The organism is Natranaerobius thermophilus JW/NM-WN-LF (assembly GCF_000020005.1).
GTDB classification, from domain to species: Bacteria; Bacillota; Natranaerobiia; order Natranaerobiales; family Natranaerobiaceae; genus Natranaerobius; species Natranaerobius thermophilus.
On record NC_010718.1, the window covers coordinates 1,621,121 to 1,642,962 of the forward strand.

21 protein-coding genes are annotated in these 21,842 nt (G+C 33.1%); 6 read left to right on the top strand and 15 right to left on the bottom strand.

Features of this window, described 5'->3' with window-relative positions; all coding sequences use genetic code 11:
* Window positions 1-61: 61 nt before the first annotated feature.
* From NTHER_RS07785 to menC, 4 genes are all read right to left on the bottom strand, one after another.
* A complete protein-coding gene (locus NTHER_RS07785; protein WP_012447989.1) occupies window positions 62-2,314 on the bottom strand; it encodes a PQQ-binding-like beta-propeller repeat protein in 2,253 nt (750 codons plus the stop codon).
* Window positions 2,315-2,417: 103 nt separating this feature from the next.
* Window positions 2,418-3,452 (bottom strand): leucine-rich repeat domain-containing protein, encoded by a 1,035-nt coding sequence (locus NTHER_RS07790; RefSeq protein ID WP_012447990.1) that lies wholly within the window; start codon window positions 3,450-3,452, stop codon window positions 2,418-2,420.
* 535 nt (window positions 3,453-3,987) lie between these two features.
* Window positions 3,988-4,908 (bottom strand): hypothetical protein, encoded by a 921-nt coding sequence (locus tag NTHER_RS07795; protein WP_041367001.1) that lies wholly within the window; start codon window positions 4,906-4,908, stop codon window positions 3,988-3,990.
* A 384-nt stretch (window positions 4,909-5,292) separates the two neighbouring features.
* Window positions 5,293-6,468, bottom strand: a complete 1,176-nt coding sequence (menC, locus tag NTHER_RS07800; protein WP_012447992.1) for an o-succinylbenzoate synthase — start codon at window positions 6,466-6,468, stop codon at window positions 5,293-5,295.
* A gap of 216 nt (window positions 6,469-6,684) precedes the next feature.
* Between menC and NTHER_RS07805 the strand changes: the two genes are divergently transcribed.
* Entirely contained in the window at window positions 6,685-7,215 is a 531-nt protein-coding gene (locus tag NTHER_RS07805; RefSeq protein WP_012447993.1) for a DUF8052 family protein, read from the top strand.
* A 47-nt stretch (window positions 7,216-7,262) separates the two neighbouring features.
* On the top strand, window positions 7,263-8,876 hold the full coding sequence (locus tag NTHER_RS07810; protein ID WP_012447994.1) for a carbon starvation CstA family protein: 1,614 nt from the start codon (window positions 7,263-7,265) through the stop codon (window positions 8,874-8,876).
* A gap of 123 nt (window positions 8,877-8,999) precedes the next feature.
* Here the strand turns inward: NTHER_RS07810 and NTHER_RS07815 are convergent, their stop codons facing one another.
* Entirely contained in the window at window positions 9,000-10,139 is a 1,140-nt protein-coding gene (locus NTHER_RS07815; RefSeq protein WP_041367597.1) for a pyridoxal-phosphate-dependent aminotransferase family protein, read from the bottom strand.
* Window positions 10,140-10,488: 349 nt separating this feature from the next.
* Between NTHER_RS07815 and NTHER_RS07820 the strand changes: the two genes are divergently transcribed.
* Together NTHER_RS07820 and NTHER_RS15915 are read left to right on the top strand one after the other, a co-directional pair.
* Window positions 10,489-10,794: a S41 family peptidase gene (locus NTHER_RS07820; protein ID WP_041367003.1), complete on the top strand. Its 306-nt coding sequence runs from the start codon at window positions 10,489-10,491 to the stop codon at window positions 10,792-10,794.
* Between the two features lie 55 nt (window positions 10,795-10,849).
* On the top strand, window positions 10,850-11,002 hold the full coding sequence (locus tag NTHER_RS15915; RefSeq protein WP_158438229.1) for a hypothetical protein: 153 nt from the start codon (window positions 10,850-10,852) through the stop codon (window positions 11,000-11,002).
* A 101-nt stretch (window positions 11,003-11,103) separates the two neighbouring features.
* Here NTHER_RS15915 and NTHER_RS07825 read toward each other — a convergent pair whose 3' ends face one another.
* The 7 genes from NTHER_RS07825 to NTHER_RS15920 form a co-directional block, all read right to left on the bottom strand.
* The gene (locus NTHER_RS07825) at window positions 11,104-12,363 is read right to left on the bottom strand and encodes a WG repeat-containing protein (protein WP_012447996.1); all 1,260 of its coding nucleotides are present in this window, start codon (window positions 12,361-12,363) and stop codon (window positions 11,104-11,106) included.
* A gap of 336 nt (window positions 12,364-12,699) precedes the next feature.
* A complete protein-coding gene (locus NTHER_RS07830) occupies window positions 12,700-13,200 on the bottom strand; it encodes a GNAT family N-acetyltransferase (protein WP_012447997.1) in 501 nt (166 codons plus the stop codon).
* Between the two features lie 247 nt (window positions 13,201-13,447).
* Window positions 13,448-13,996, bottom strand: coding sequence for a hypothetical protein (locus tag NTHER_RS07835; RefSeq protein WP_012447998.1), 549 nt, complete (start codon window positions 13,994-13,996; stop codon window positions 13,448-13,450).
* Between the two features lie 128 nt (window positions 13,997-14,124).
* A complete protein-coding gene (locus NTHER_RS07840; protein WP_012447999.1) occupies window positions 14,125-14,727 on the bottom strand; it encodes a rhomboid family intramembrane serine protease in 603 nt (200 codons plus the stop codon).
* A gap of 116 nt (window positions 14,728-14,843) precedes the next feature.
* A complete protein-coding gene (locus NTHER_RS07845; RefSeq protein WP_012448000.1) occupies window positions 14,844-15,464 on the bottom strand; it encodes a DUF3267 domain-containing protein in 621 nt (206 codons plus the stop codon).
* Window positions 15,465-15,643: 179 nt separating this feature from the next.
* Window positions 15,644-16,333: a hypothetical protein gene (locus NTHER_RS07850; RefSeq protein ID WP_012448001.1), complete on the bottom strand. Its 690-nt coding sequence runs from the start codon at window positions 16,331-16,333 to the stop codon at window positions 15,644-15,646.
* A gap of 32 nt (window positions 16,334-16,365) precedes the next feature.
* Entirely contained in the window at window positions 16,366-16,509 is a 144-nt protein-coding gene (locus tag NTHER_RS15920) for a hypothetical protein (protein ID WP_158438231.1), read from the bottom strand.
* A 104-nt stretch (window positions 16,510-16,613) separates the two neighbouring features.
* Here NTHER_RS15920 and NTHER_RS07855 point away from each other — a divergent pair, with 104 nt between their 5' ends.
* The gene (locus NTHER_RS07855) at window positions 16,614-17,132 is read left to right on the top strand and encodes a GNAT family N-acetyltransferase (protein ID WP_012448002.1); all 519 of its coding nucleotides are present in this window, start codon (window positions 16,614-16,616) and stop codon (window positions 17,130-17,132) included.
* A 442-nt stretch (window positions 17,133-17,574) separates the two neighbouring features.
* On the opposite strand, the gene NTHER_RS07860 is transcribed toward NTHER_RS07855, so the two are convergent.
* From NTHER_RS07860 to NTHER_RS07870, 3 genes are all read right to left on the bottom strand, one after another.
* Window positions 17,575-18,288 carry a hypothetical protein gene (locus NTHER_RS07860; protein ID WP_012448003.1) on the bottom strand — a complete coding sequence of 238 codons (714 nt, stop codon included), beginning with the start codon at window positions 18,286-18,288 and terminating at the stop codon, window positions 17,575-17,577.
* A gap of 103 nt (window positions 18,289-18,391) precedes the next feature.
* Complete coding sequence (locus NTHER_RS07865) at window positions 18,392-19,888, bottom strand: leucine-rich repeat domain-containing protein (protein ID WP_012448004.1); 1,497 nt, start codon at window positions 19,886-19,888, stop codon at window positions 18,392-18,394.
* Window positions 19,889-20,059: 171 nt separating this feature from the next.
* Window positions 20,060-20,923 (bottom strand): nitroreductase family protein, encoded by an 864-nt coding sequence (locus NTHER_RS07870; protein WP_012448005.1) that lies wholly within the window; start codon window positions 20,921-20,923, stop codon window positions 20,060-20,062.
* A 307-nt stretch (window positions 20,924-21,230) separates the two neighbouring features.
* Between NTHER_RS07870 and NTHER_RS15230 the strand changes: the two genes are divergently transcribed.
* Window positions 21,231-21,812 (top strand): restriction endonuclease, encoded by a 582-nt coding sequence (locus tag NTHER_RS15230; protein ID WP_012448006.1) that lies wholly within the window; start codon window positions 21,231-21,233, stop codon window positions 21,810-21,812.
* The last annotated feature ends 30 nt before the right edge of the window (window positions 21,813-21,842 follow it).

Consider the following 21,842-nt stretch of genomic DNA (forward strand, 5'->3'; position numbering starts at 1 on the left):
TCGGTTGGACAATTTACCATCTGATTTAATCATAAACTTATCATCTAATAGAGTTTATGATTTAATCTATTTTCATCATATCCCCGAATCGAGAACCGATATAAATACTGTCACCCAGGGGCTGAACCATATAATAATAATGGAAATGATAAGGTGAGTTATCTAATGTTTCATATAGGGAAATGTTGCCCACATAATGCTTAATCTCTCCTGTTTCTCTTTTAAGGACAAAGATTTTGTCCCTACCTGGTACAATTAACTCATCATCCCTTACGAAAGGCTTTTTGCTTACATTGAAAGGTCTGACTCCATCTGTACCACCACTAATGGCAAACTCTTGAGACCAATTCTGGTCATCTTTTTTCAGGCAATAAGAAATAATTTCCTCTTCAGTTACTAAAAATATTTCATTCTCATTTCCCTTAGAGGCGGCTTTTAATCGATGATTATTTTCCCAAAGGATCTTATCTTCTTTTATGGAATATAGATGATCTTCCTGGGCAATTAGGTCATTGGTTAGCCAGAATATTTTATTGCCTTCTACAGGAAAAGAATCCAAAGTTTCACCTGTATTAAGGTCTATTTTGTATAAATCCTCTTCTTGGGTTAAATCATCCTTTGAAAAAAACCACTTGATGCTTTCCCTGTGTTCCGGATAAAGTTTGCACTCATTCATGATATCCAAACCAGGATTGCTGCTGTGTTCTACGTTTTGTTTGTTTTTAGACCATTCTTGTTCTCCAGTTTTACTATTCAAAGCTATAATTTCGTGTTTTTCTCTGGATGCCTCATCTTCTCCCTTAAGAAGAATAACATTTTCATGATAGGGTATCTCAGTTAATTCATAAGTACCCGGTTCCAGTTCTTGTTCCCAAATTGTTTCTCCAGATTTTGGTTCTATCCCCAATAAAGTATGTTCGGGATTGAAAGTATCGTTACTGTTTTCATGTTGATAGATAATTAACATTTCTTCAGCTTTGACAATATGTGCTGAAATTCTAGGTTCATTTTCGTGTTCCCGACTCAACTCCTTTTGCCAATTTATATCCCCAGTAGACATATCTTTGCTGGTGATTACCGGGTCTTTATTAGTAAGTAAGGCATTTGTTTGATTAATGAATACATCCTGTTCGTCTCCGGATAGATAGTATTCTACGGGGAATAAATCAGCGTCGTATTTCCAGTTGATACCTCCTGTTTCTCTGTCTAAGGAATAGAGGAATAAATTATCATGGTAACCACTTTCCAGGCCATCATTAGCGACTATTAATAAGTTGTCTGCAGTTTTATCAACAAGGTGATTATATCCTAATCTACTATGGGATTTCCACTGATACTTGTCTTCATTTCGCCACAGATCAACTTCCATACCTTGTTTTAACTGCTGCTTATCCAAGTGAAAACTATAATGATGATATTGCTGGTTGTCATTTTTACCAATCAATGCAATTTTCCTATCACTATACCAAGAATCATATGGATAAATCCCGGTAATCTCTATAATGTCATCAGGAAGTGAATAGATTTGAACGGGATCGTGCTCTATCTGGTCTTGTTTAATGTTTCTGAAGCTTTCAACTAGATAGTAACTGTTGTCATGTTCGTAAAGATAAATGTCCACCGGGACATCTTTTATTTGTTCTTCTTGTTGTTCTGAGAATTTTTTCAATTCTACCCTGTAAATTTGAGTTCCTGTATCGACAATATCGTGATCATGTAAAGACAGGGTTTCCGTATGTTCACCATCCTCCCAGGTAACTGACAAATATCCGTGATTTTCTCCGTCAGATACCTTGAATTCAAATATGCTAGTTTCAGACCTTCTAGCAATATTGGTATTAGAAAAAGTTAGTTCATCATCATCCAAGTCTATGTTTAATTCCCTAAATTCTTCCGTGAGATCTGCTTCTTTTTCGTATTCACGTCCCCTGACTTTATTTTCATATTCAGGTCCCCTGATATGATGCCCTGATACTGTCACATTATCGTTTTTATCTTGGTTAATCTCATAATAAAATTCACTGTGCAGTTTGTGAACTGTCCATTTTCGTTCCTGTTCATCTGACTGTTCTTCGATAGGATAATAAGACTGAATCTGGAAAGTATTTTCCTCTGAAGTGATTTCTTGTTTTTCGAGTTTAAGATTTGTAATTTCCTTTTCCTCGATAAGTTTGGAGATCTCGCGTTTCTCGGTAGAGTGATCAGCTGATGTTGTCATAAAGGTTTCATTGTCTAGCGGCCCATAAGCTGTAAAAACAAGTAGAACAACTAGCAAACACCCACTGAGCGTGATTGTGGTTCTTCTGATTAGCAAAGGTGTCACCTCCGATTTATTAAGACTTAACATTAGCGGTAACAAATTTTTTAAAGGCACATAAATCAGATGATGTTCATCATTCTTTAGTTATACTGTTCTACTAATATCTTATATAAATATCTTCATCTTCTAGGTGTTCTACTCCTTCATTTGTTACTTCTGTTTCATCAAGATTAACCACTTTTAAACTATCAGCTTCTGCCAGTTCTTTTACTCCTTCATCTGTTACATCGGTATCCCAAAGATCAAGCTCTTCCAAACTATCAGTTTCAGCTAATGCGTTTACATCTGTGACTTTGGTTTGTTTAAGGTCAAGCTCTTCTAGATTATCTGCTTCTGCTAGATATTTTACTCCTTCATTTGTTATTTCCGTTCCATCAAGATGAAGCATTTCTAAATTGTCTGCTTCTGCCAGGTATTCTACTCCATTATCTGTTACTTCAGTCCATCCAAGAATAAGCACTTCTAAATTATCTACTTTTACTAGCTGTTCTATTCCCTCATCTGTTACTTCAGTGTCTACAAGACTAAGTTTTTCTAAATTATCAGTTTCCGCAAGGTGTTCTGCTCCATCATCTGTTACATCGGTTCCGTGAAGATCAAGCTTTTTTAAGTTATCTGCTTCTATTAAGTGTTCTAACCCGTCATCTGTTACTTCGGTTCCGCTAAGAATAAGCCTTTCTAAACTTTCAGATTCCGCTAGGAGTTTTGTTCCTTCATCTGTTACATCCGTATGGGTAAGACTAATCTGTTTTAAATTATCAGCTTCTGCTAACTGTTCTATTCCTTCATCTGTTATTTCCGTATAGTTGAGATTGAGCTCTTCTAAATTATCCACTTCTGCGAGTGTATTCACATCTTCTATTTTGGTTCCTTGAAGGCTAAGTTCTTGTAAATTGATTGCATATTCAATTCCTTTGATATTTATATCTTCACCACTTACAGTCAAAGTTGTTAAATCTTCAATATTTTCTTCAGTTATTTGCTCTACACCTAGTTCTTCCTTAATTGCTGCTTTTAAGTTTTCATCTTGTACATCCACTTCATACTCCTCTGGAGTACAACCTATCGTAAAAGAGATTAAAATTGTTAAACTTGCTGCTATTGCTAAATAAGCTAATTTCCTTAGTGACAAACTACCACCTCACATTCTTTAATAAAATTACTACATATAAAATATCAACTGCGTCAAATAAACTCAGATACTATTCATTAAAACAATCATAAATTATTTCTTTTTTCTTCCCATGCACTATTTATTAAGTTTATCAATTTTTTCTCTTTATCCTTAGGTAATTTTGTTAAATCCTCAATATCGTTACTCGAACTTGTAGAAACAAAAGTTTCTTCTTTAAACCAAACATTTAAAGGATATTTAATATAACCATCTTGGGGGTAGGATACCTTGAAGTGTACATCAATGTTTTCTTCTAGTTTTTGGGATTTTTTATTATCTGTTTTTATATTTTCATTTGAGGATTCAATATAATTACGAAAATCTATATATTGATCAATTTTATTAACATCTGTAGTATTTCTAAAAACTCCTTTCTTATAAAAATATTATTTAATAGGCGGTAGAGTCTTAGCTATCGCGTTAAAGTACATAAATCAGATGATAATGCATCAACCATGTTTAAAACTCCATCTTTCTAATTTAAAAATCTCCTTCAATATTTTATACTCTCAATGAATTTCTCTTTTACATTGTCATTTTTATCTACATATTTTAGTTGAACAGCCACTTTTCTATCGTCAAGCCATTCAGATAACTTGATTCTTCTGTATAATTCTTCTTGAGCCCTTTCTTTAGCTATTTCTTCTTCAAATAACTCTAAAGGTTTTGCCGATGCTGTTTTATTAAAGTCTTTAGAATTAATTACATATAAATTTATTTTATCTGATTCATCACCTTCCATAATTGAGGAAATTGTATAAGCAAAATGCTTTTCATCGGGCGACCAACTAATTTCATTCACTTGTCCTTTGGAAGGACCTTCGACAAAATTTATTTCATTATTCTCTATATTAAAAATTCCAATTATAGACGTATAAGTTGCAGCTAAATAATTATGAATTGAAAAAGCTACTTTTTTACTTGAAGGAGACAAACTAGCATTATCGATATATTGAAAAAAATCAGGTTCAAATTCCTTCTCTCCGAAGGAGGGTACATCATTTACAGCTATGGTTTCCCCCCAGTCTTTTTCTAAATTAGAAATAATATCTTCAACCGTAAACAATAACTTCTCTTTCTCTAGATTATAAACCTTGTAACCGTCAAATACTAACGGATATGATATATTTATATGAGTAGAATCTAACATCTCTAACGCTTCTTCTGGAAACTCATAATGTTCTCCATCTAGGCTGAGACTATCTAAATTTACCCGCCTTACACGTAGATCAGAACCTCGCATCTCAGTTAAATCATTAGCCGGTATATCACTATCACTGTTGGATGCTTTTTCTTTGCTTTCTTTTGTAGAGATCTGACTATCTTCATAAGAGGTATCGCGAGTTTCGTTGCAGGCCGCCAAAGAAAAAAGTAAAATTATTAATAAAGTTAAGTATGAAATTTTTTTCAACACTATACATCCCTCCTTATCACTGATAAAAGCCACTAATTGAGTACTACACATTTTATATCTTTTAAGCACTATTCATACTTTCTCCTCTACTACAATTTAATCTTTAAATATCTCTTGAGCTAAGCCATTAGGTACAAGACCATCTGAAAAAAGCTTCACTTTATTCCTCCTAAAAGTTTAAAAAAAAATATTATCTATTCATTTCGATGTTTACCACCATTTTCCTATTATTATAATTTTACTCTGTATAATTTTGTAAAATTCACGCCTTATCTTCATCAACATTTTCTTTCTAAAAAGAGCTATATCCCTCTAAAGAAAATAAGAAGCCCTTCACGGCTAAGTGTGAAGGGCAGTTTTTTGGGAGTTATTAAAAATTAAGGCTTAATACCCATTTACTTCATGAACTAAATGTCCATATTTTCTATAATTATAATGATTGATTTCACCAATTCCTATCTCATCGGAGTAGAAGATTTTCCCCTCCCCGGTCATTTTTAAATCCTTTAGATCGTTATTATTACCATACCATTTCGTGCTATCTGCAACATCTGAAGGATAAGTAAAGTTTGAATAAGTTCCAAGAGCTAACATAAAAATAGCTCCAATACCAGTTTCAGGCATAGTACCGCCCCACACACTGACGTTATTTTCAGATGCTAACTTATAAATCTTAAGCGCCTCTAATAGCCCACCGATGCGTTGGATTTTAATGTTCCAAATTTGGTTAAAACCGAGACCAAGAGAATTTTCCGCTATCTTTGCAGAATATAAAGATTCATCTAAACAGATGGGAGTAGTCACTTCTTGGCTTAACTGGCTATGCTCTAAAATATCGTCATGTGCTAAAGGCTGTTCTAAAAAATCAATATTGTAAGAGTCAATTTGTTTTAATATCGGTAAATGATTTTTTATGTTATATGAAGCGCTAGCATCCATCCAAAAATTTATATCATCAGGTATAACTTTCAAAACTTTTTCTATGGCATTGATATCAAATCCTGGAGACACTTTTATTTTAATTTTTTGATAACCTTCTTCCAAAGCACTTTTTACTTGTTCTACTAAATTGTCTTCTTTTTCTCCCGGGGGAATACCCATTGCAGCACCACTTAAAATATAATTGGTATTATTTAAAGAAGGGTCATTCACCCCGATTTCCATTAATTTTTCGTGAATGAGTTGTTTTAATGGTATATTTCTTTTCTTAGCTATTAAATCCCAATAGGCCGTTTCTACCCCGGCCTTGGCAAAGTTATTACCTTTTATCTGGGTGTTGATTAATTGATTTAATTGTTCAATTGAACTGATTTCTTTTCCTACTATTTTAGGTAAAATGTTTTCTTTGAGGATAGGCTTTACTGTAGAAATGGTCTCTCCTGAATAGAATGGTTCGCCGTAAGGCGCAGACTCTCCATAGCCAATAATACCTTCTGAGTGTAACTCAATGATTAATGATTTTCGAAGTTTATTAGAGCTTTCTCCCACCTGAATATGATTTGTAAAAGGCATATTGACTTCAATGATTCTTACTTTTTCGATGATAGCTTGTTCTTTCATATTGTTCCTCCTTCAACTACTATTTATAAAGTTATTTAAATTATGTTTATTTTACCCAAGTAATTGATAGTTAATTAGCTCCTGTTCATTATATCTACGATTGTTCTAAATGTAATATTGTACAAACTTAAAAATATTATAGTAGTAGAAATGTTATTGAAGGTTCTCCCTTAATAACTTGTCCCTCTCAAATTCTTAATGAAAGGAGCGGCTGAAGTGAAATCCAGTAAATATTTAAAAATATTAAAAGATAGATACTCCCGTTTATTTGATATATACGAAAATTATAAAGTGGGCGACAATTATTTTGACTTATTAACATCATGTAATATTAAAGGTGTAAAATATATGCTCACAAAAAAAGCTAAAGTATACACGGTTGAGCGAAATGAACATTGTCTTGTTAATTTATTTAATAATCCTGTTAACTTGGAGCGGTTAAAAGATGTAGCTGATAAAGTTATAGATAGCATCGATTATTTAGTTGAACCACATCCAGATCACATGAAAACTATTATTACCGGTGTGATTATTGCTGAATACGGTGCAAGTGAAGAAGGAGAAAACTTTGTGATGACTTTTCGTTATCAAAAACCGTTTATGTTCTATTTAAAAGGTTGGTGTGAAGTTAGATTAGTATTAGTTGACCTCTACCAACAAAAATTGGTACATAATCCAAAAGATAAGGAGGTGGTTAAACTCTATAACATTCCCGATGATCTTATGAATAAGGTGGATTCCAGGTAAGTTTGTAGATTAAGAGGATGTTTCAATTAGTAAAGGGAGGGAGTTAATTGAGTTTAGGTGTTCTTCTAATTGGTATCATTTGTTTTGTAATTGCTTTTGCTACTTATGGTGCTTGGTTGGCAAAACAGTGGGGAGTTGATCCTAGCAGAACTACTCCTGCACATGCCTTAAAAGACGATCTTGACTATGTCCCTGCCAAGTCGCCAGTACTTCTTGGACACCATTTCTCTTCTATCGCTGGAGCTGCTCCTATAGTTGGTCCTATTACAGCTAGCATGTGGGGATGGGCCCCTGTTGCTTTATGGATCATACTAGGAAGCATATTCATAGGTGGAGTGCAAGATTTTGGCTCTTTATTAGCGTCAGCACGACATGATGGACGGTCAATTGGAGATGTTATTAAAAGTAATATCGGTGAAAGCGGGAAAAAGCTATTTTCAGTTTTTGCTTGGCTTACTTTAATTTTAATAGTTGCTGCTTTTGCCAACATAGTTGCCGATACCTTTGTAGCAACTCCAGAAGCTGCGACCGCTTCTGTACTATTCATAATACTGGCAATAGTCTTTGGATTTACCGTTAATAAAGGAGGAATTCCACTACCTGCAGCTTCAGTCATAGGTGTCATTTTACTTTTCGTCTGTATATGGATTGGTACTCAAGCTCCCCTAGTAATTCCTCATTCAACCTGGATGATTATTTTACTCGTATATATTTTTATAGCCTCCATAACTCCGGTGTGGATATTACTTCAACCACGTGACTACTTAAATTCCTTTTTATTATATATAATGATAATCGGAGCTTTTATAGGGTTAATTTTCTATCGCCCTGACATTCAATTGCCCGCTGTAACTAGTTTTAATGTTGATGGCGAATTGTTATTCCCCATATTATTCGTTACAGTAGCTTGTGGAGCTATTTCTGGTTTCCACTCTCTAGTTGGTTCAGGTACAACTTCGAAACAGCTTGATAATGAAAAAGATACAAAACTAGTCGGTTATGGAAGTATGTTACTTGAAGGTGTTTTAGCATTAATTGCGCTGATTACCGCTGCCTATTTAGCCTCGGATGTATTAGATGAGTTTATGGCTGAAGGACCTATCTATGTATTCTCCCATGGTATTGGTACTTTTATTTCACAACTTGGTGTAGATTTTACGTTAGCACAAACATTCGGTGCTTTGGCTATATCTGCTTTTGCACTCACAAGTCTAGATACTGCAACTAGATTATCAAGATTTATTTTTCAAGAATATTTCGCTGGTGATACTCCAGTACCCGAAGCGGAAAAATCCGGTAATCCACTTACTAACAGATATGTAACCACTATTATCAGTGTTATTGTAGCTGGAACCTTAGCTTTTTATGGCTGGGAAGCGATTTGGCCAATCTTTGGATCTGCTAACCAATTGTTAGCTTCATTGGCATTTCTAGCTATGGCAACTTGGATGGTTAGACTAGGTAAAAATAACAATATGTTCATCTATCCTATGATCTTTATGGCATTAGTAACTCTCTGTGCGCTCCTAGTTATGATCTATACAAACTTCCCTGGAAATCTACTCCTTGTATTTATTTCTGCTGTGTTATTTATCTTAGCTATAGTACTATTTAAGCAGGCATATCAAATTCTAATTGGCAATAAAACTATTGATAGCTAATTACGAACCTGATTGTTTTAGTATGTGAAGGAGCTAAATCGGTTTGAACATAGAAAACCAGCTGATGCATTTCCAGCTGGTTTTCTTGTGCTTTGAATATTTGATTATTAATATTGAATAATATTAATTTCTCATAATATTATCTAGAAAAATATTAACTCCTTTACCAAATTCAACTGGATAATCTAATCTGAATAAAGTTCTCTCTATAGATGATATCACTGTAACCAATTCGTTAATATCTATATTGCCCATATGCCCTAACCTAAATAGTTTGTCAGCATAAGGCCCAAGTCCACCTGCTACTACAACTCCCTCTTCTTTAAGAACTTTCCGGAATGTATCATCAATTCCTTCTGGATAGAGTGCGTTAGAGATTGTAGATGCACGGGCACCTTCTTCTGCCAATATATTTAAACCTATACCTTCCAAAGCTTTCTGAATTGCTTTACCTCTAACTTGATGGCGCTTAAACCGTTCTTTCAGTCCTTCTGTTTTAATAAATTCTAAAGATTTTTTTAAAGCCCAAATTAGATTAACGGGTGGAGTGCCAAAATATTTACTGGGATCATTCATTATTGGCAGCCATTTATTAAAGTCAGCATAGTATTCAGAGATTTCCCCGATTTTTTCTCTTCTTTTTAAAGCTTTATCACTTGCCCAAACTATAGCAAGACCTGGCGGTACTCCAAAGGCTTTTTGTGAAGCAGTGAGCAGGATGTCAATCCCCATTTCATTAATAAATTCAGGTTCTCCTGCAGTAGAGCATACACCATCAACTATAAACAGTGTGTCTTGATGCTTATCCAATAATTTTCCAAGCTCTTCAAGTGGTGCCTTGGTACCAGTTGATGTGTCTACATGGGTAACTGTCACTGCCCGATAATTTTTATTTGACAACTTTTTTTCAACTTCTTCTACAGGTACTGCCTTTCCCCATTCACATGATAGGACGTCTACTTCCAATCCTTTTCTTTCACAGAGTTCTGCCATTCTATCTCCAAAAAAACCATGAGATATCACCAATACTGGATCAGATTTTTTAAGAGTGTTAGATATAGCCATTTCCATTGAAAGAGTTCCGGAACCAGCAACAACAAACACTTCACTACTTCCCCATAAATTCTTAAGGTCAGATATTACTTGTTGAAAGTCTTCAATAAAATTGGGATCTTTAAAAGCCGCTGTTTCTCTTTCCATCTCGTTTCGAATTGGTTCAGTGACCGGAGTTGGTCCTGGTATCATCACAAGTTCACGGTTCATCTTCAATTAGAACCACCCCCCCAAAGTTTTTATCATGGACAAGTGTATATTAGAATTTTCGTTAGTCTAATAAATATTAAATCGCTCCATAAAATATTACAAGTTGTAGTCAAACGATTAATATTTATTGATACGATTTAGCTGACTTATATCGATTATAATAAATTAAGGGAGAACCTAATTGTTCTCCCCTACGTAGTCTCTTTCCCAGCAAACTCAATTCAGTTAGTTTCCCCTCCCTAGCAGAAGTTGAAGCTAACCTTACCACAGAATAATTTTTGGTATTGATATTTCAGGATTATATGAAATTATCTCAAACAATTATCCTTACTTAGAGGTAAATAAAAGAATGCATGGAATTGACTGGTTAGCTAATAAAGAAGATTATTTAAATAAGGTTAAAGGCACTGAGACTGACCAAGAATTTTTGAATACAATTGATGAAATATTAAGAGATATTAATAATGGTCATACCCATATATTAGATAGAGATTATGTAAAAAGATTAAGAAAAGCTTATTACTATTCCACAAAAGATTTACCGGCAAATTGGAGAGTACTGCTCTTTGAAACATTAAATAGTGAATTAGTAAAAAACTGTTATAATTTAGTCCTTAATTGGAGAAACAACTGGTGGGGACGGTATTGGCCATGATCCCTGGATTGAAAAATTACCTAATAGTGGGTATGTATTTAGATTTCCATTTGAAATGGGAACTAATGCTAAAGGGGCTAGTAATGAAGAACATAAAACCTCACCACACTATGAAGTAACTTCTCCTGAACGTCAAGATGACTTACTTTCAGATTATTGTATACAAAGGGTTTTAGAGTTAGATAGAAGGTATTTTAGAGGAGCATAAAAACTAAAGAAGAAAGAAATTGTACCAATTTTGTTGTATGCTCCTATTATAAATTTATACCTTCAGTTTCCCATACACTATTTATTAATTAAGAAAAAGTTTTAATTATTTTCTATTTCTACATACCCATACTCTCCATCTATGATAATAACAGCTGTTTCTTTGGAAATATGTCCTAACCAGTCAATGTCGGGATCTACTTTAAATTCAATTTCACCGTCTAAATTATAAATTGTCTGTTGTTCACCAGTATCTACACTAACAAAGCCCTCACCTTCGTAAGGCCAGGCTGAGAGATAATTTGGTTCGATAATGTACTCTCCTTCCTCATTTATAAAACCATCCTTGCCGTCTTTTTGAACCCGATTTATACCATCTTTAAAAATGTCTGCTCCTGTATATTGAGGTTCTATTATATAATCACCTTTTTGGTTGATATATCCAATCTTTCCCTCAAAGTTTGTTACAGAAGCCATTCCATCTCTGAATTCATTGGCAGTTTTAAACTGAGGCTCAATGGCGTATTCCCCCGACTTATCAATAAATCCCCAAAGTTCAACATGTTCTTTAACTTCAGTTTTGTCATCATTAAGTTCTCTTTCCACTTCAATGTAGTCTTCAATGCTTACGGCAGCTAGCTCTTCCTGGCCAGTAAAAGAACGAGCGTTATTAAATTTTGGTTCAATCACATATTCTCCTTTTTCATCAATGAAACCCCATAAATCAGTATCTTTACATTCAACGGCAGCCAGGCCTTTTGAAAAATTCTTAGCTCTGGAATAGTTGGGATCTATTATATATTCACCTTCTTTATTTATATAACCATAATAATTTCCATCCTTTTCATGAGGACTAGCTACAATCAGGTTATTCGCTATCGTTGGCTTAAGACTATCAAAAACAGGCTCTATGACGTAGTTCCCTTTTTCGTCTATAATCCCTTGCTTGCCATCTAATTCAACTAGTGCTATTCCGTCATTAAAAGATAAAGCTCGATCAAATTTGGGTTCTTTCAGGTATTCACCTGTTTTGTCTATATAGCCACTTTCTCCATCCAATCGGATGGAAGAATATCCCTCTGAAAATCGAGAAGCGTGTTCATACTTAGGTTCAATCTCTTCTTTCCCATCCTCATCTACAAATCCCCATAAACCGTCTAATTTAACCCTAGCTAGCCCTTCAGAAAAAGGCCAGGCATCTTCATATTTAGGTTCTACAATAAAATTAAAATCTTCGATTCCTTTTACTGTTGTAGTTGGCTCTTCCATTTCCTTCGACTCTTTTACTTCCGTTTCATTATTACAGCCAACTAGAATTAAGAGAGTAAATAAAAAAACAATTAGCAATCTCCGTGATGTCAAAAATCCTCGCCTCCTTTAAATTCGAACAGGTAGTACTACATTAATTTCATATTTTCTTCTACAATTATATATAATTACCTCCAAATGTACGTAAAATATCAACTGTGTCAATAAATCTGACTATATTCATTAATAATAGTTAATCAATTTTTAAGAGAGTTATATAATTATTCTCTGCCATCCCATACAAGTTTGTCTTCTGAATCAATATATCAGATAATTTAAGCAAAACAACTATAGGATTTTTGTGGCGGACTCTATAATAAATTTACATTGTAGCAATTCAGTTCTACTTTATTTGGATATTGTATAAACTTCTAACGTTCATAACTGTCGTTATCCGTAAAATTTCAATTCTCTGATAATTTCTGTATAAAACAATTTATTTTTTCTTTTTATCTCATTTAAACCATGCTTTTCATATACTATTTGAGCTGCTCTCTCATTGGGATCATCAGAAGTATATAGTCGTAAATATTTAGCGCCCCTACTTTTTGCTTGTTCAATTGCATAAGTAAGTAACTTTTTACCTATCCTTTTTCCTCTCTCTTCAGGATCAACACAATACCAAAAGAGCCATAAAGCTACATCTTCATCTTGTCTGCAACTATAAAGACCTGTAGTACCTACTACCTCTTCTTTTTCATTAACAGCCACCCAAATATCAATTATATTATATCCAAATAAATTTGTTAGTTTATTGATCAACCAGTTATCCTGATTAGTCATTGCAATTAAAGATAATTGTTCAAATAAAGTTCTGCTTGGAAATACTCTCTTTATTAATTTTTTTGCTTTTGGAAGGGTTTCTTCTGTAGCTGAAATAATTTTAATCATATAAATCAACCCTTTTTTATAATAGAAGCAACACTAAATAAATTTCGAACTATATGTTTTTCTTCCGCTTTAATAAAATATACTTCATTCATGAGTTCCCCCTTTTACAAATATTTTTCTACTTCTATAAAAGTAAATAATTTCCTTCAGTATTCAAGGAATTATGCTGAAAACAATTTCTATACCATCTAAAAAGATAAAAAGCCCTCCAAGACAAATTTGAAGGGCAAAAATTTCGGGAATTATTTTAACTTATTTTCCCTTTATACTCGGTAAGTTCCCAAAGTTGGGAGAGGCTTAATTTCTGTAATTTATTAGTCCATTTGTTATAGGTTTCTGAGTACTTAGGAGTATTTAATGCGTTTTCACTGGCTTTTATAAGTTCATCATAAGCTTCAGTTGGCAAACTAGAATATCTGATAGTTTTAATTTCTGTATTAGAACTATCTACAAGCATGGTTACAATCATACTTGATCTTTTAAGGATTTGTAACGGATCTTTCACTCTGCTTAGGTATACGTTGGGATCAAAGAATGTTTCAAATGTTAAATCCTCAGAAACTTGAAACATAGGTAACAGATAGTTGTCATCATTAAGAAAGCCTATTTTAATGTTATTTTCTCTTACTTTTTCAATTTCTTCATCTGTTGGGTTATCTAATGATATGATAAGCATAAAACCTCCAGATAAGCCCATCAACTCAAAAACAGCTCCATCACCAGACACTAAATTTTGTTCTAATCCACCTAAATTCAGTTTTTCTCCTACTGATAAGTTTAGTATATCTCCTTGCACAAAAATACCTCCTATATAGAACACTATTATTAATCGCGTTTAAAGATTTTACCATAAAAATTTCTAGGTTACTAACCAATATCCTTTTAATATATCATATTTGTGCAATTTAAATAACTTTATATTTACTAGTTCAGATTAGTTTTTTTGTTTTTAAGCCAATAGCCAATAATTAGCCCCACGATAATTCCAACAGCATGAGCACCAGCACCAACAGAAATTTGAGGGTTTATAATTGCTATAATTGCATTAAAAACAAACAATGCTAATGCCCACCATTTAGCCTTTGAGCGTAAAATTATAGTGCTAGGCCGCAACACTGCAAATGCTGAAACTATCCCAAAAACGGCTGCTGATGCACCAACTACCGTCTCAGTCCACTCTATAAGATAAGCAACAGGTAAAATTGCTAAACTACCTATGAATCCAGTAATTAAGTATACTAAAATAACAACTTTTGAGTTAGTAACTTTTTCTAATTTAGAACCAAAAAAGAAAAATAGCCCCATGTTTCCAAGAATGTGAATATGAATTTCGTGGGAGAAAAATACAGTGATTAAGGTCCAAGGTCTTTCTATGACCATATTTATTTCAGGATACAGTAATAATTTATCACCGAGATTAGGAATTGTATTTAAAACTATATAAAACAATAGGTTTACAAATATTATTACTAACGTACCATGTCTATCACGAACAACCGCTTTGTACTTATTTGTTATATCATTCATTTAGAATCCCTTCTTTAACAAAAATTGTTTTAGAGTTGTTTAAAACAGGGTATCAACCGTGATTTCATATTCTCCTTCGCTAGTAATACCACGGCTAACCCTAGTACTTCAATATATTACTTTATCCAATATGAATGAAACCCATAATTGAATATTTTAGCTCTATTTGGTACTTGCAATATTGTATTACAAACATTGTAGAAATCTCCACCGCCCATAAGTGTCGTTATCCAAGTTAATATTGCGAAGCATATGGATATGTTTAAAGGAAGTACATCATAAATTAGCAACCATATAACATATGGAATAATACCAAGAAAAAATGCAGGTGCTAAGTTAATGATAATGAATCTTGTTTTGCTAATTACTTCATCACAATAAACGAAGTATGCTCCCTCACTTGGATATTTCCATATTTCTTTAACAGCACTTTTCGGATAAAGAAGTGCGTGAATAAATTCGTGCACATAAATTAGTAAATATGATAATAATAACATTACTGCATATGTAATCACTAAAGATAAATTTACTTCAAATTCGTTTGATATTTCTCTTATCTTTATTATGCCAATTATAACCATTGGAAGTATCAAAGGTAACATCATAATCATACCTTTTATAAAAATACCCATTACTGTATTACTTTCTTTAAATTGATTTGACCCAGCTGGTAATTCCTTGCCCTTGATTAACTGTGCTTCATCCGTATATTTACCTTTAAGTTTTATATTAAACACATAGAACCTCCTATTCTAAACTGTTTTTATATCTATAAGATAAGAACCTAATAAGTACTAAAAACCATCTAATTATACACATCCTACAAAATTATTAAAAAATATTACAATATAATTTTATTAAAATTTAAACTGCCATTCTCTTTACATTACATAACGTATATTTATGTTAAGTTATTTTATTCTTCTACTATAATTTCTAACACGTCAGTTTCTAAACCTGTCCGCTCTTTGATTTCAGAATCTACTTCCATTTCTACTGTAGTTCCTTTTTCAATTTCCTCGAATGTTAACCAAAAGGAGTGCCCACTTACACTACTCCCCTTTCCATGTCTATAATCAATGTCATTTGTTTTAACTACTAACCATCCTTCTGGAGGATTGTCTATTCTTCCTTCCATAAATTTTTCAATAATAAAATCATCAAGTTCTGAGGGAAAATCTCGCATTCGTTCAGTAATTTTCAAAGAAAAGTCTTTCAAATCGGTTTCCACTCTTCCATCTGAAGGTATTTCTTCCCAATTTGAAGTATGTAGAGTTCCGATCGTCAGATCGTATTGGTACCTTGTTTTAGCAACCTCTTTAACTTCTTCCTCGTTTAACTTTCCTAAAGCCTTTTCTAAAAAGATTGTATAGTGGTCAACTCTTAATTCAGCAGTAGATAAATCTCTTTTCAATTCAGAATAATTTGATCTATACTCTAACTCTTCTTCTAATTCATCTATTTCACTTTCTAAATCAGCAATTTCACTTTCTAGCTCCTTCTTTTTTTCTTCGGATACTGTGTTTTCAGTTTCCGTACAAGCTATTGCTATAAGTGAAATAAGTAATGCTACAATAAACAAACAAAAATGATATTTTTTGTTCATCTTATCACTCCTCCAAAAGACTATATAAGTATTTAAGCGAAGTCAATTCGAAAACTCGGCGTCTTTCTTTTCGCGATCTTAACTATATCTTCCGCATCGTATTCCCACTGTCCTACTCCATGAAACATTTCTCTAATTTCACCTTCTTCTAATTTTCTAAGTCTGTATGTGGTCATCGTTGCGAGAAGACTTTATATAATCATCGTTCAACTCCCATGACATTGATTTGGATAGTTTTTTTCTGTATAATATGTATAAATTAACAACAAGGAGAGTAGAAATGAGTGAAATAACAATTAGAGACTTGGAATCAAAAGACTTGCACCGTGTTCTTGAATTGAATGAAGAGTCGGTGCACTTTTTATCTCCACTGGATATGGATCAGCTTCAGGCATTGATTTATGAGGCGGATATCGCAAAAGTAGCTGAAGTGAGTGGAAGTGTTGAAGCGTTTGTTTTGGCGTTTCGTGAGAACAGACGTTACGACAGTGTGAATTATCAATGGTTTGCTGGAAAATATGATGCGTTCCTCTATATTGATCGCGTGGTGGTGTCGGTGGCGATGCATGGTAATGGCATTGGAAAAGCACTTTATAAATCTATTTTGAATTCTACGCGTGTCATGGAGGTTCCTGTAGTTGCCGCAGAAATTGACATTGAGCCTGAAAACCCTGTTTCACTGCAGTTTCATAAACGCTTCGGTTTTGAAGAAGTGGGTAAACAATCGGTAGCTAATGGTAAAAAAGTAGTCTCTTTACAAGTGGTCACTCTAAATAATAAGAAACTTCAAGAAAAATAAATTCGTTAATACCTCGATACGCTCGGTCATTAGATACTCGTTGGGGCCTATTCTATAATCACCACCATTGCTACCGCCCTCATATGTAACTTGAATAATTAATCACCAAACTTGTCTTGTAAGCGTCAGCGTCCCGGCTATAGACCATGATGTGTCTAAGAATTTATACTTACACAAAAACAATTTATACTAACACCAAAAGTTTAACTAAAGTAGTATTTTAATAATAATACATACCTTTCCTTTCGAAAAGGTATGTATTAATTTATTTTCATATACCCGAATCGAGAACTGATATAGATACCGTCATTCAGGGGTTGTACCAGGTAATAATAGTGGTAATGGTAAGGTGAATTATCTAAGGTTTCACATAAACCCCGATTATTAAAACAATATCATGATTTTTTAAGACACATAAATTATGATATTGTGTCAAGTTATTTTATTCTTCTACTACAATTTCTAACACGTCAGTTTCTAAACCTGTTAGCTCCTTGATTTGCGAATCTACCTCTATTTCTAATGTTGTGCCTCTTTCTATCTCCTCAAATGTTAACCAAAAAGAGTGCCCTCCAGCTCCTTCTAGACGTTCCCCTATTCCATGTCTATAGTCAACTCCTTCTGTTTTAACTATTAACCATTCTTGTTCTTCGGGATAATTTTCACCATACTTTAATTTGTTTTCTTCAGCTTTCTCTAAAAAAGAATCACCAAGATCTGGAATAGCCCGCTGCTTTTCACTAATTTCTACAGAAAATTTTTCTAAATCAGTTTTTACTCTTCCATCTAATGGTATTTCTTCTCTATTCTTAGTAGTTCCAGTTGGTCTAATTGTCAGATCATGTTGATACCCTTGTTTAGCAACCTCTTTAACTTCTTCCTCGTTTAACTTTCCTAAAGCCTTTTCTAAAAAGATTGTATAGTGGTCAACTCTTAATTCAGCAGTAGATAAATCTCTTTTCAATTCAGAATAATTTGATCTATACTCTAACTCTTCTTCTAATTCATCTATTTCACTTTCTAAATCAGCAATTTCACTTTCTAGCTCCTTCTTTTTTTCTTCGGATACTGTGTTTTCAATTTCCGTACAAGCTATTGCTATAAGTGAAATAACTACAATAAAAATCAATAAAGAAACAAAATTTTTTTTGTTCAATCTTATCAATCCTCCCCTAAATTATATAATTAGAGCGATAGCAATAAACTACACTTGCTTTAAGACACATAAATTAGAAAAAATTCACTATTCCAAATAGTTATTAATCGTTTTCCTGTAACGGTGAATAAAATGAATAATCTATGTTAACATTTCTTTCTTTCATTTCGTTTATAATTTCTTCTGTTTTATCATCATCTTCAAGTTCTTCAGCGAGTTTACTTTTTAAAGATAGCTTTTCAAGGTTTTCCAATTCTAATAGAGGAGATATATCTTTAATTGTATAATCCAGCTCAGGAGGATAAGAAAGTTTAAGCCACAAATCAAGGTTAAGAACTTTTAATTTTGAAAGACCTTTTAATGGTGTAATATCTTGCACATGAGTACCTCCTAAGTCTAGCTCTTCTAGCTCTTCTAAAGAAGAAAGGGGTGATATATCACTTATTGGATTAGAGTTTGCAGAAAGTACTCTTAGATTTTCGAGGTTTTTCAAAGGGAATAAATCACTAATGTTACTGTTAGATATTTGAAGAACCTCTAAATCATCAAGTTCTGATAGTGCACTCACATCTGTTACTTCGGTTCCTCCAAGGTTAAGTTCTTCTAAATTATCAAGTTCTGCTAATGCATTGATATTTTCTATAGGGTTAATACCTAGAGTAAGTTCTTCTAAATCTCTTAAATTTCTTAACGGTTTGATGTTTTTTATGTCATTTTTAACTAAAGAGAGTTTTTGTAAATCTTCTAAGTTTAAAAATCCTAAATCCTCAATTTTATAGCTGTGGATCTCCAACTCTTTTAAACTTTTTAATTCTGAAATAGGAGCGAAGTTTTCAATACTGTCATAAAGTTGACCTCCTGGTCCCGATTCTGAAGTTATACTGAGTTTTACTATATTATCTAATTCAGCTAGAGAAGAAATATCCTCCACTTCACCTGATATATTCACACTTAATTTTGTATCGTCTTTTAATTCAACAAGTGGATAAAGTTCTTCTGGTTTACTAGTATGAACTCTCAATTTATCAATATCTTCAAAAACTGACAGATCATCTGGTAATTGTTCAAGTGATATTCTCAATTCCAAATCATTAATAGATTCCAAAGTTGCTACATCAGTAACTTCGTTACCTCTTATATCAAGATCTTCTAAATTTTTTGCATGTTGGAGCCCCTCTAAACTGGAAATATTTTCGCCTCTAGCTCTAAGGTTTTTCAAATCCTTTAAATCTTCTTTTGTAAGCTTTCCTTCTATTTCTAGTTCATTACGGATCGCCTCTTTCAAATTATCATCTGGTATTATGATTTCACGGAAATTTGCAACAACCTCTGTATTTTCCTCTATTTCAAACTCAATATATTTTTTATCTATTTCTTCCCCATTCTTTTCCCATTTTACAATCTCATAACCTTTCTCTGGTTCAGCTTCTATTGTAACGTCTTCCCCCTCTTCATAAATGCCTTCTCCTTCAATTTTTCCAACATCTTCAGGATCAGCTTGTACCTCAACTTCGTATTCTGGAGTGCAACCTGTCGTAAAAGCGATTAAAACTGTTAAACTTGCTACTATTAATAAGTATGCTAATTTTGTTAGTGACAAACTACCACCTCACATTTCTTCAAAATAATTAATGCACATAAAATATCTTAAGTTCATTATCTTCTAATATTACAATACATGGTAATATCTTGCATCATTATTATTTCTAGATGCTCATCAGTCAGGGCAATCCCAGCACATACATATATTAAATAACTGGAACAAGTACAACTAATCAGAATACCAACTAGTTATATAATGAAAATTTTCTGTTCCTTCAATTTTAGGTCTTGTACCATCAATCATCCATTTCCCTGACAAACCTTCTTGTACTGCAGCTAACTCAAAGTGACACATAGCTATTCCTAAATCTATCTTTTGTATGTCGTATCCACTGACTTTATTTATTAATTTGGAGTATTCCAAGAAAAAGTGCCAGTACTTATCTTCTTTGATTATCCTCCAAGGTTGTTTATTTTGAGCCGAGGGTGCTAGTCTAACCATTTCTAAAGGAGCAGCAAAAGAGCCGGCTTCTTTTTCGGTTATAGGAGTATCAAGGGATTTATTAAAGAATAACTTATTCCAAGGTTTTCGTTTTTTAGATCCTGCGGCAGCTTTTATCATCTTATCAGCAATGCTTTTCTTTTCATGGGGATAACCAACGGGAGTTATGATTGGTAGAATTTCTTGTTCAGTTATCATAGTTGCCTTATCTAACCCTTTCAAATTAAAAGTCCCACCTAACCAGCAGGTTCCTAGGCCAAGATAAGTGGCATACAAAATTAATTTTTCAAGGGTATACCCTACTTTCTCTAAATTATGATTTAAGTTCTTTTCAACTAATACTGCTATAAAATTTTTGGCACCTTTAATAAGCCCATATGTACCAATTTTCCCACCTGTTTCTTTAACAAAAGTAGCATCATTTATAAAAACAAATCGCACAGAGGAAGAAAAAGGGTCGTGCAAATTATCTGAATAAATTTTTAGCTTATTTTCTAACTCCTCTGATATAGCAGCTGGCTTATAAGTTCTTACAGAAGTGCGTTTTTTAATTAAATCGTTGATTGGGATTTGATAAAGAATATCATTCAAATTATACCCTCCTAATAATGAGTTTCAGTCCAAATTAATTATCAGGTAATTATTATTAATTAATTTTATCATTTTTTTACCATTTCCATCCAGTTGGTTACAACACTTCAAAGCCTCCAAAAAATCGATTGTTAAATAATTTTTATTTAATTATTCACCGATTTCTTGATGATATGCTTAAGTTAATGTTTCAATAAAAGATTCAATCTGCTGCTAGTATATAGTCACTAAAATTTGGATATCATACCTTTCGAGAATCTTTAGTTATTAAAAGTATGATATACCCAGCGGAAAGGGAGTGAATGAATTGCAAAGTCTAGATTATTTGTTGGTGCTAGGAATAGTTGTTTGCATATTAGGATTTTATAATGCTTATGTATATTATACTTCGTCTAAATCACTTAAGGAACAGCTAATAAACTATAATATGACTAATCGAGCATTGAAAAAGACATTATTAAAAGGTCTTATATATCGGTTTAATACGGAAGAAGGTGAAGAAAGCCCGTTAGATTTTGAAAAATTTGTTTCAGATTTATTTCAAAACTATTATGGTGGGAATGCCATCGTTACTGAAGAATCAGGAGATGGCGGAATCGATATAGAACATTATAAAGGAGAAAACTTGTATCTAGGACAGGTTAAATGTTATCAAGCTGAAAATAAGGTAGATTTTAACCCCATAGCTATTATACATTCTCAAATGATTAAGAAAAAGGCAAAAGGCGGTTTTATTGTCACAACTTCCGAATTTAGCGAAAATGCTAAAAGGTATGCGTCTAACTTGAATATTGATTTAATCGAAGGCGATGATTTGGTAAACATTTGGTTAAAGTCTATGGAAGAATCAAAGGAACAAGCCGTTGACACTATTCCTTTGGAAACTTAAATGGTTATTTATTAAAAATATAAATGGAGC

Coding starts and splice junctions, on each gene's coding strand:
- menC (WP_012447992.1), bottom strand. CDS start 6,468: ATGAAAGAACAAGCTATCATCGAAAAAGTAAGAATCATTGAAGTCAAT.
- NTHER_RS07815 (WP_041367597.1), bottom strand. CDS start 10,139: ATGAACCGTGAACTTGTGATGATACCAGGACCAACTCCGGTCACTGAA.
- NTHER_RS07820 (WP_041367003.1), top strand. CDS start 10,489: ATGCATGGAATTGACTGGTTAGCTAATAAAGAAGATTATTTAAATAAG.
- NTHER_RS15915 (WP_158438229.1), top strand. CDS start 10,850: ATGGGAACTAATGCTAAAGGGGCTAGTAATGAAGAACATAAAACCTCA.
- NTHER_RS07830 (WP_012447997.1), bottom strand. CDS start 13,200: ATGATTAAAATTATTTCAGCTACAGAAGAAACCCTTCCAAAAGCAAAA.
- NTHER_RS07840 (WP_012447999.1), bottom strand. CDS start 14,727: ATGAATGATATAACAAATAAGTACAAAGCGGTTGTTCGTGATAGACAT.
- NTHER_RS07850 (WP_012448001.1), bottom strand. CDS start 16,333: ATGAACAAAAAATATCATTTTTGTTTGTTTATTGTAGCATTACTTATT.
- NTHER_RS15920 (WP_158438231.1), bottom strand. CDS start 16,509: ATGACCACATACAGACTTAGAAAATTAGAAGAAGGTGAAATTAGAGAA.
- NTHER_RS07855 (WP_012448002.1), top strand. CDS start 16,614: ATGAGTGAAATAACAATTAGAGACTTGGAATCAAAAGACTTGCACCGT.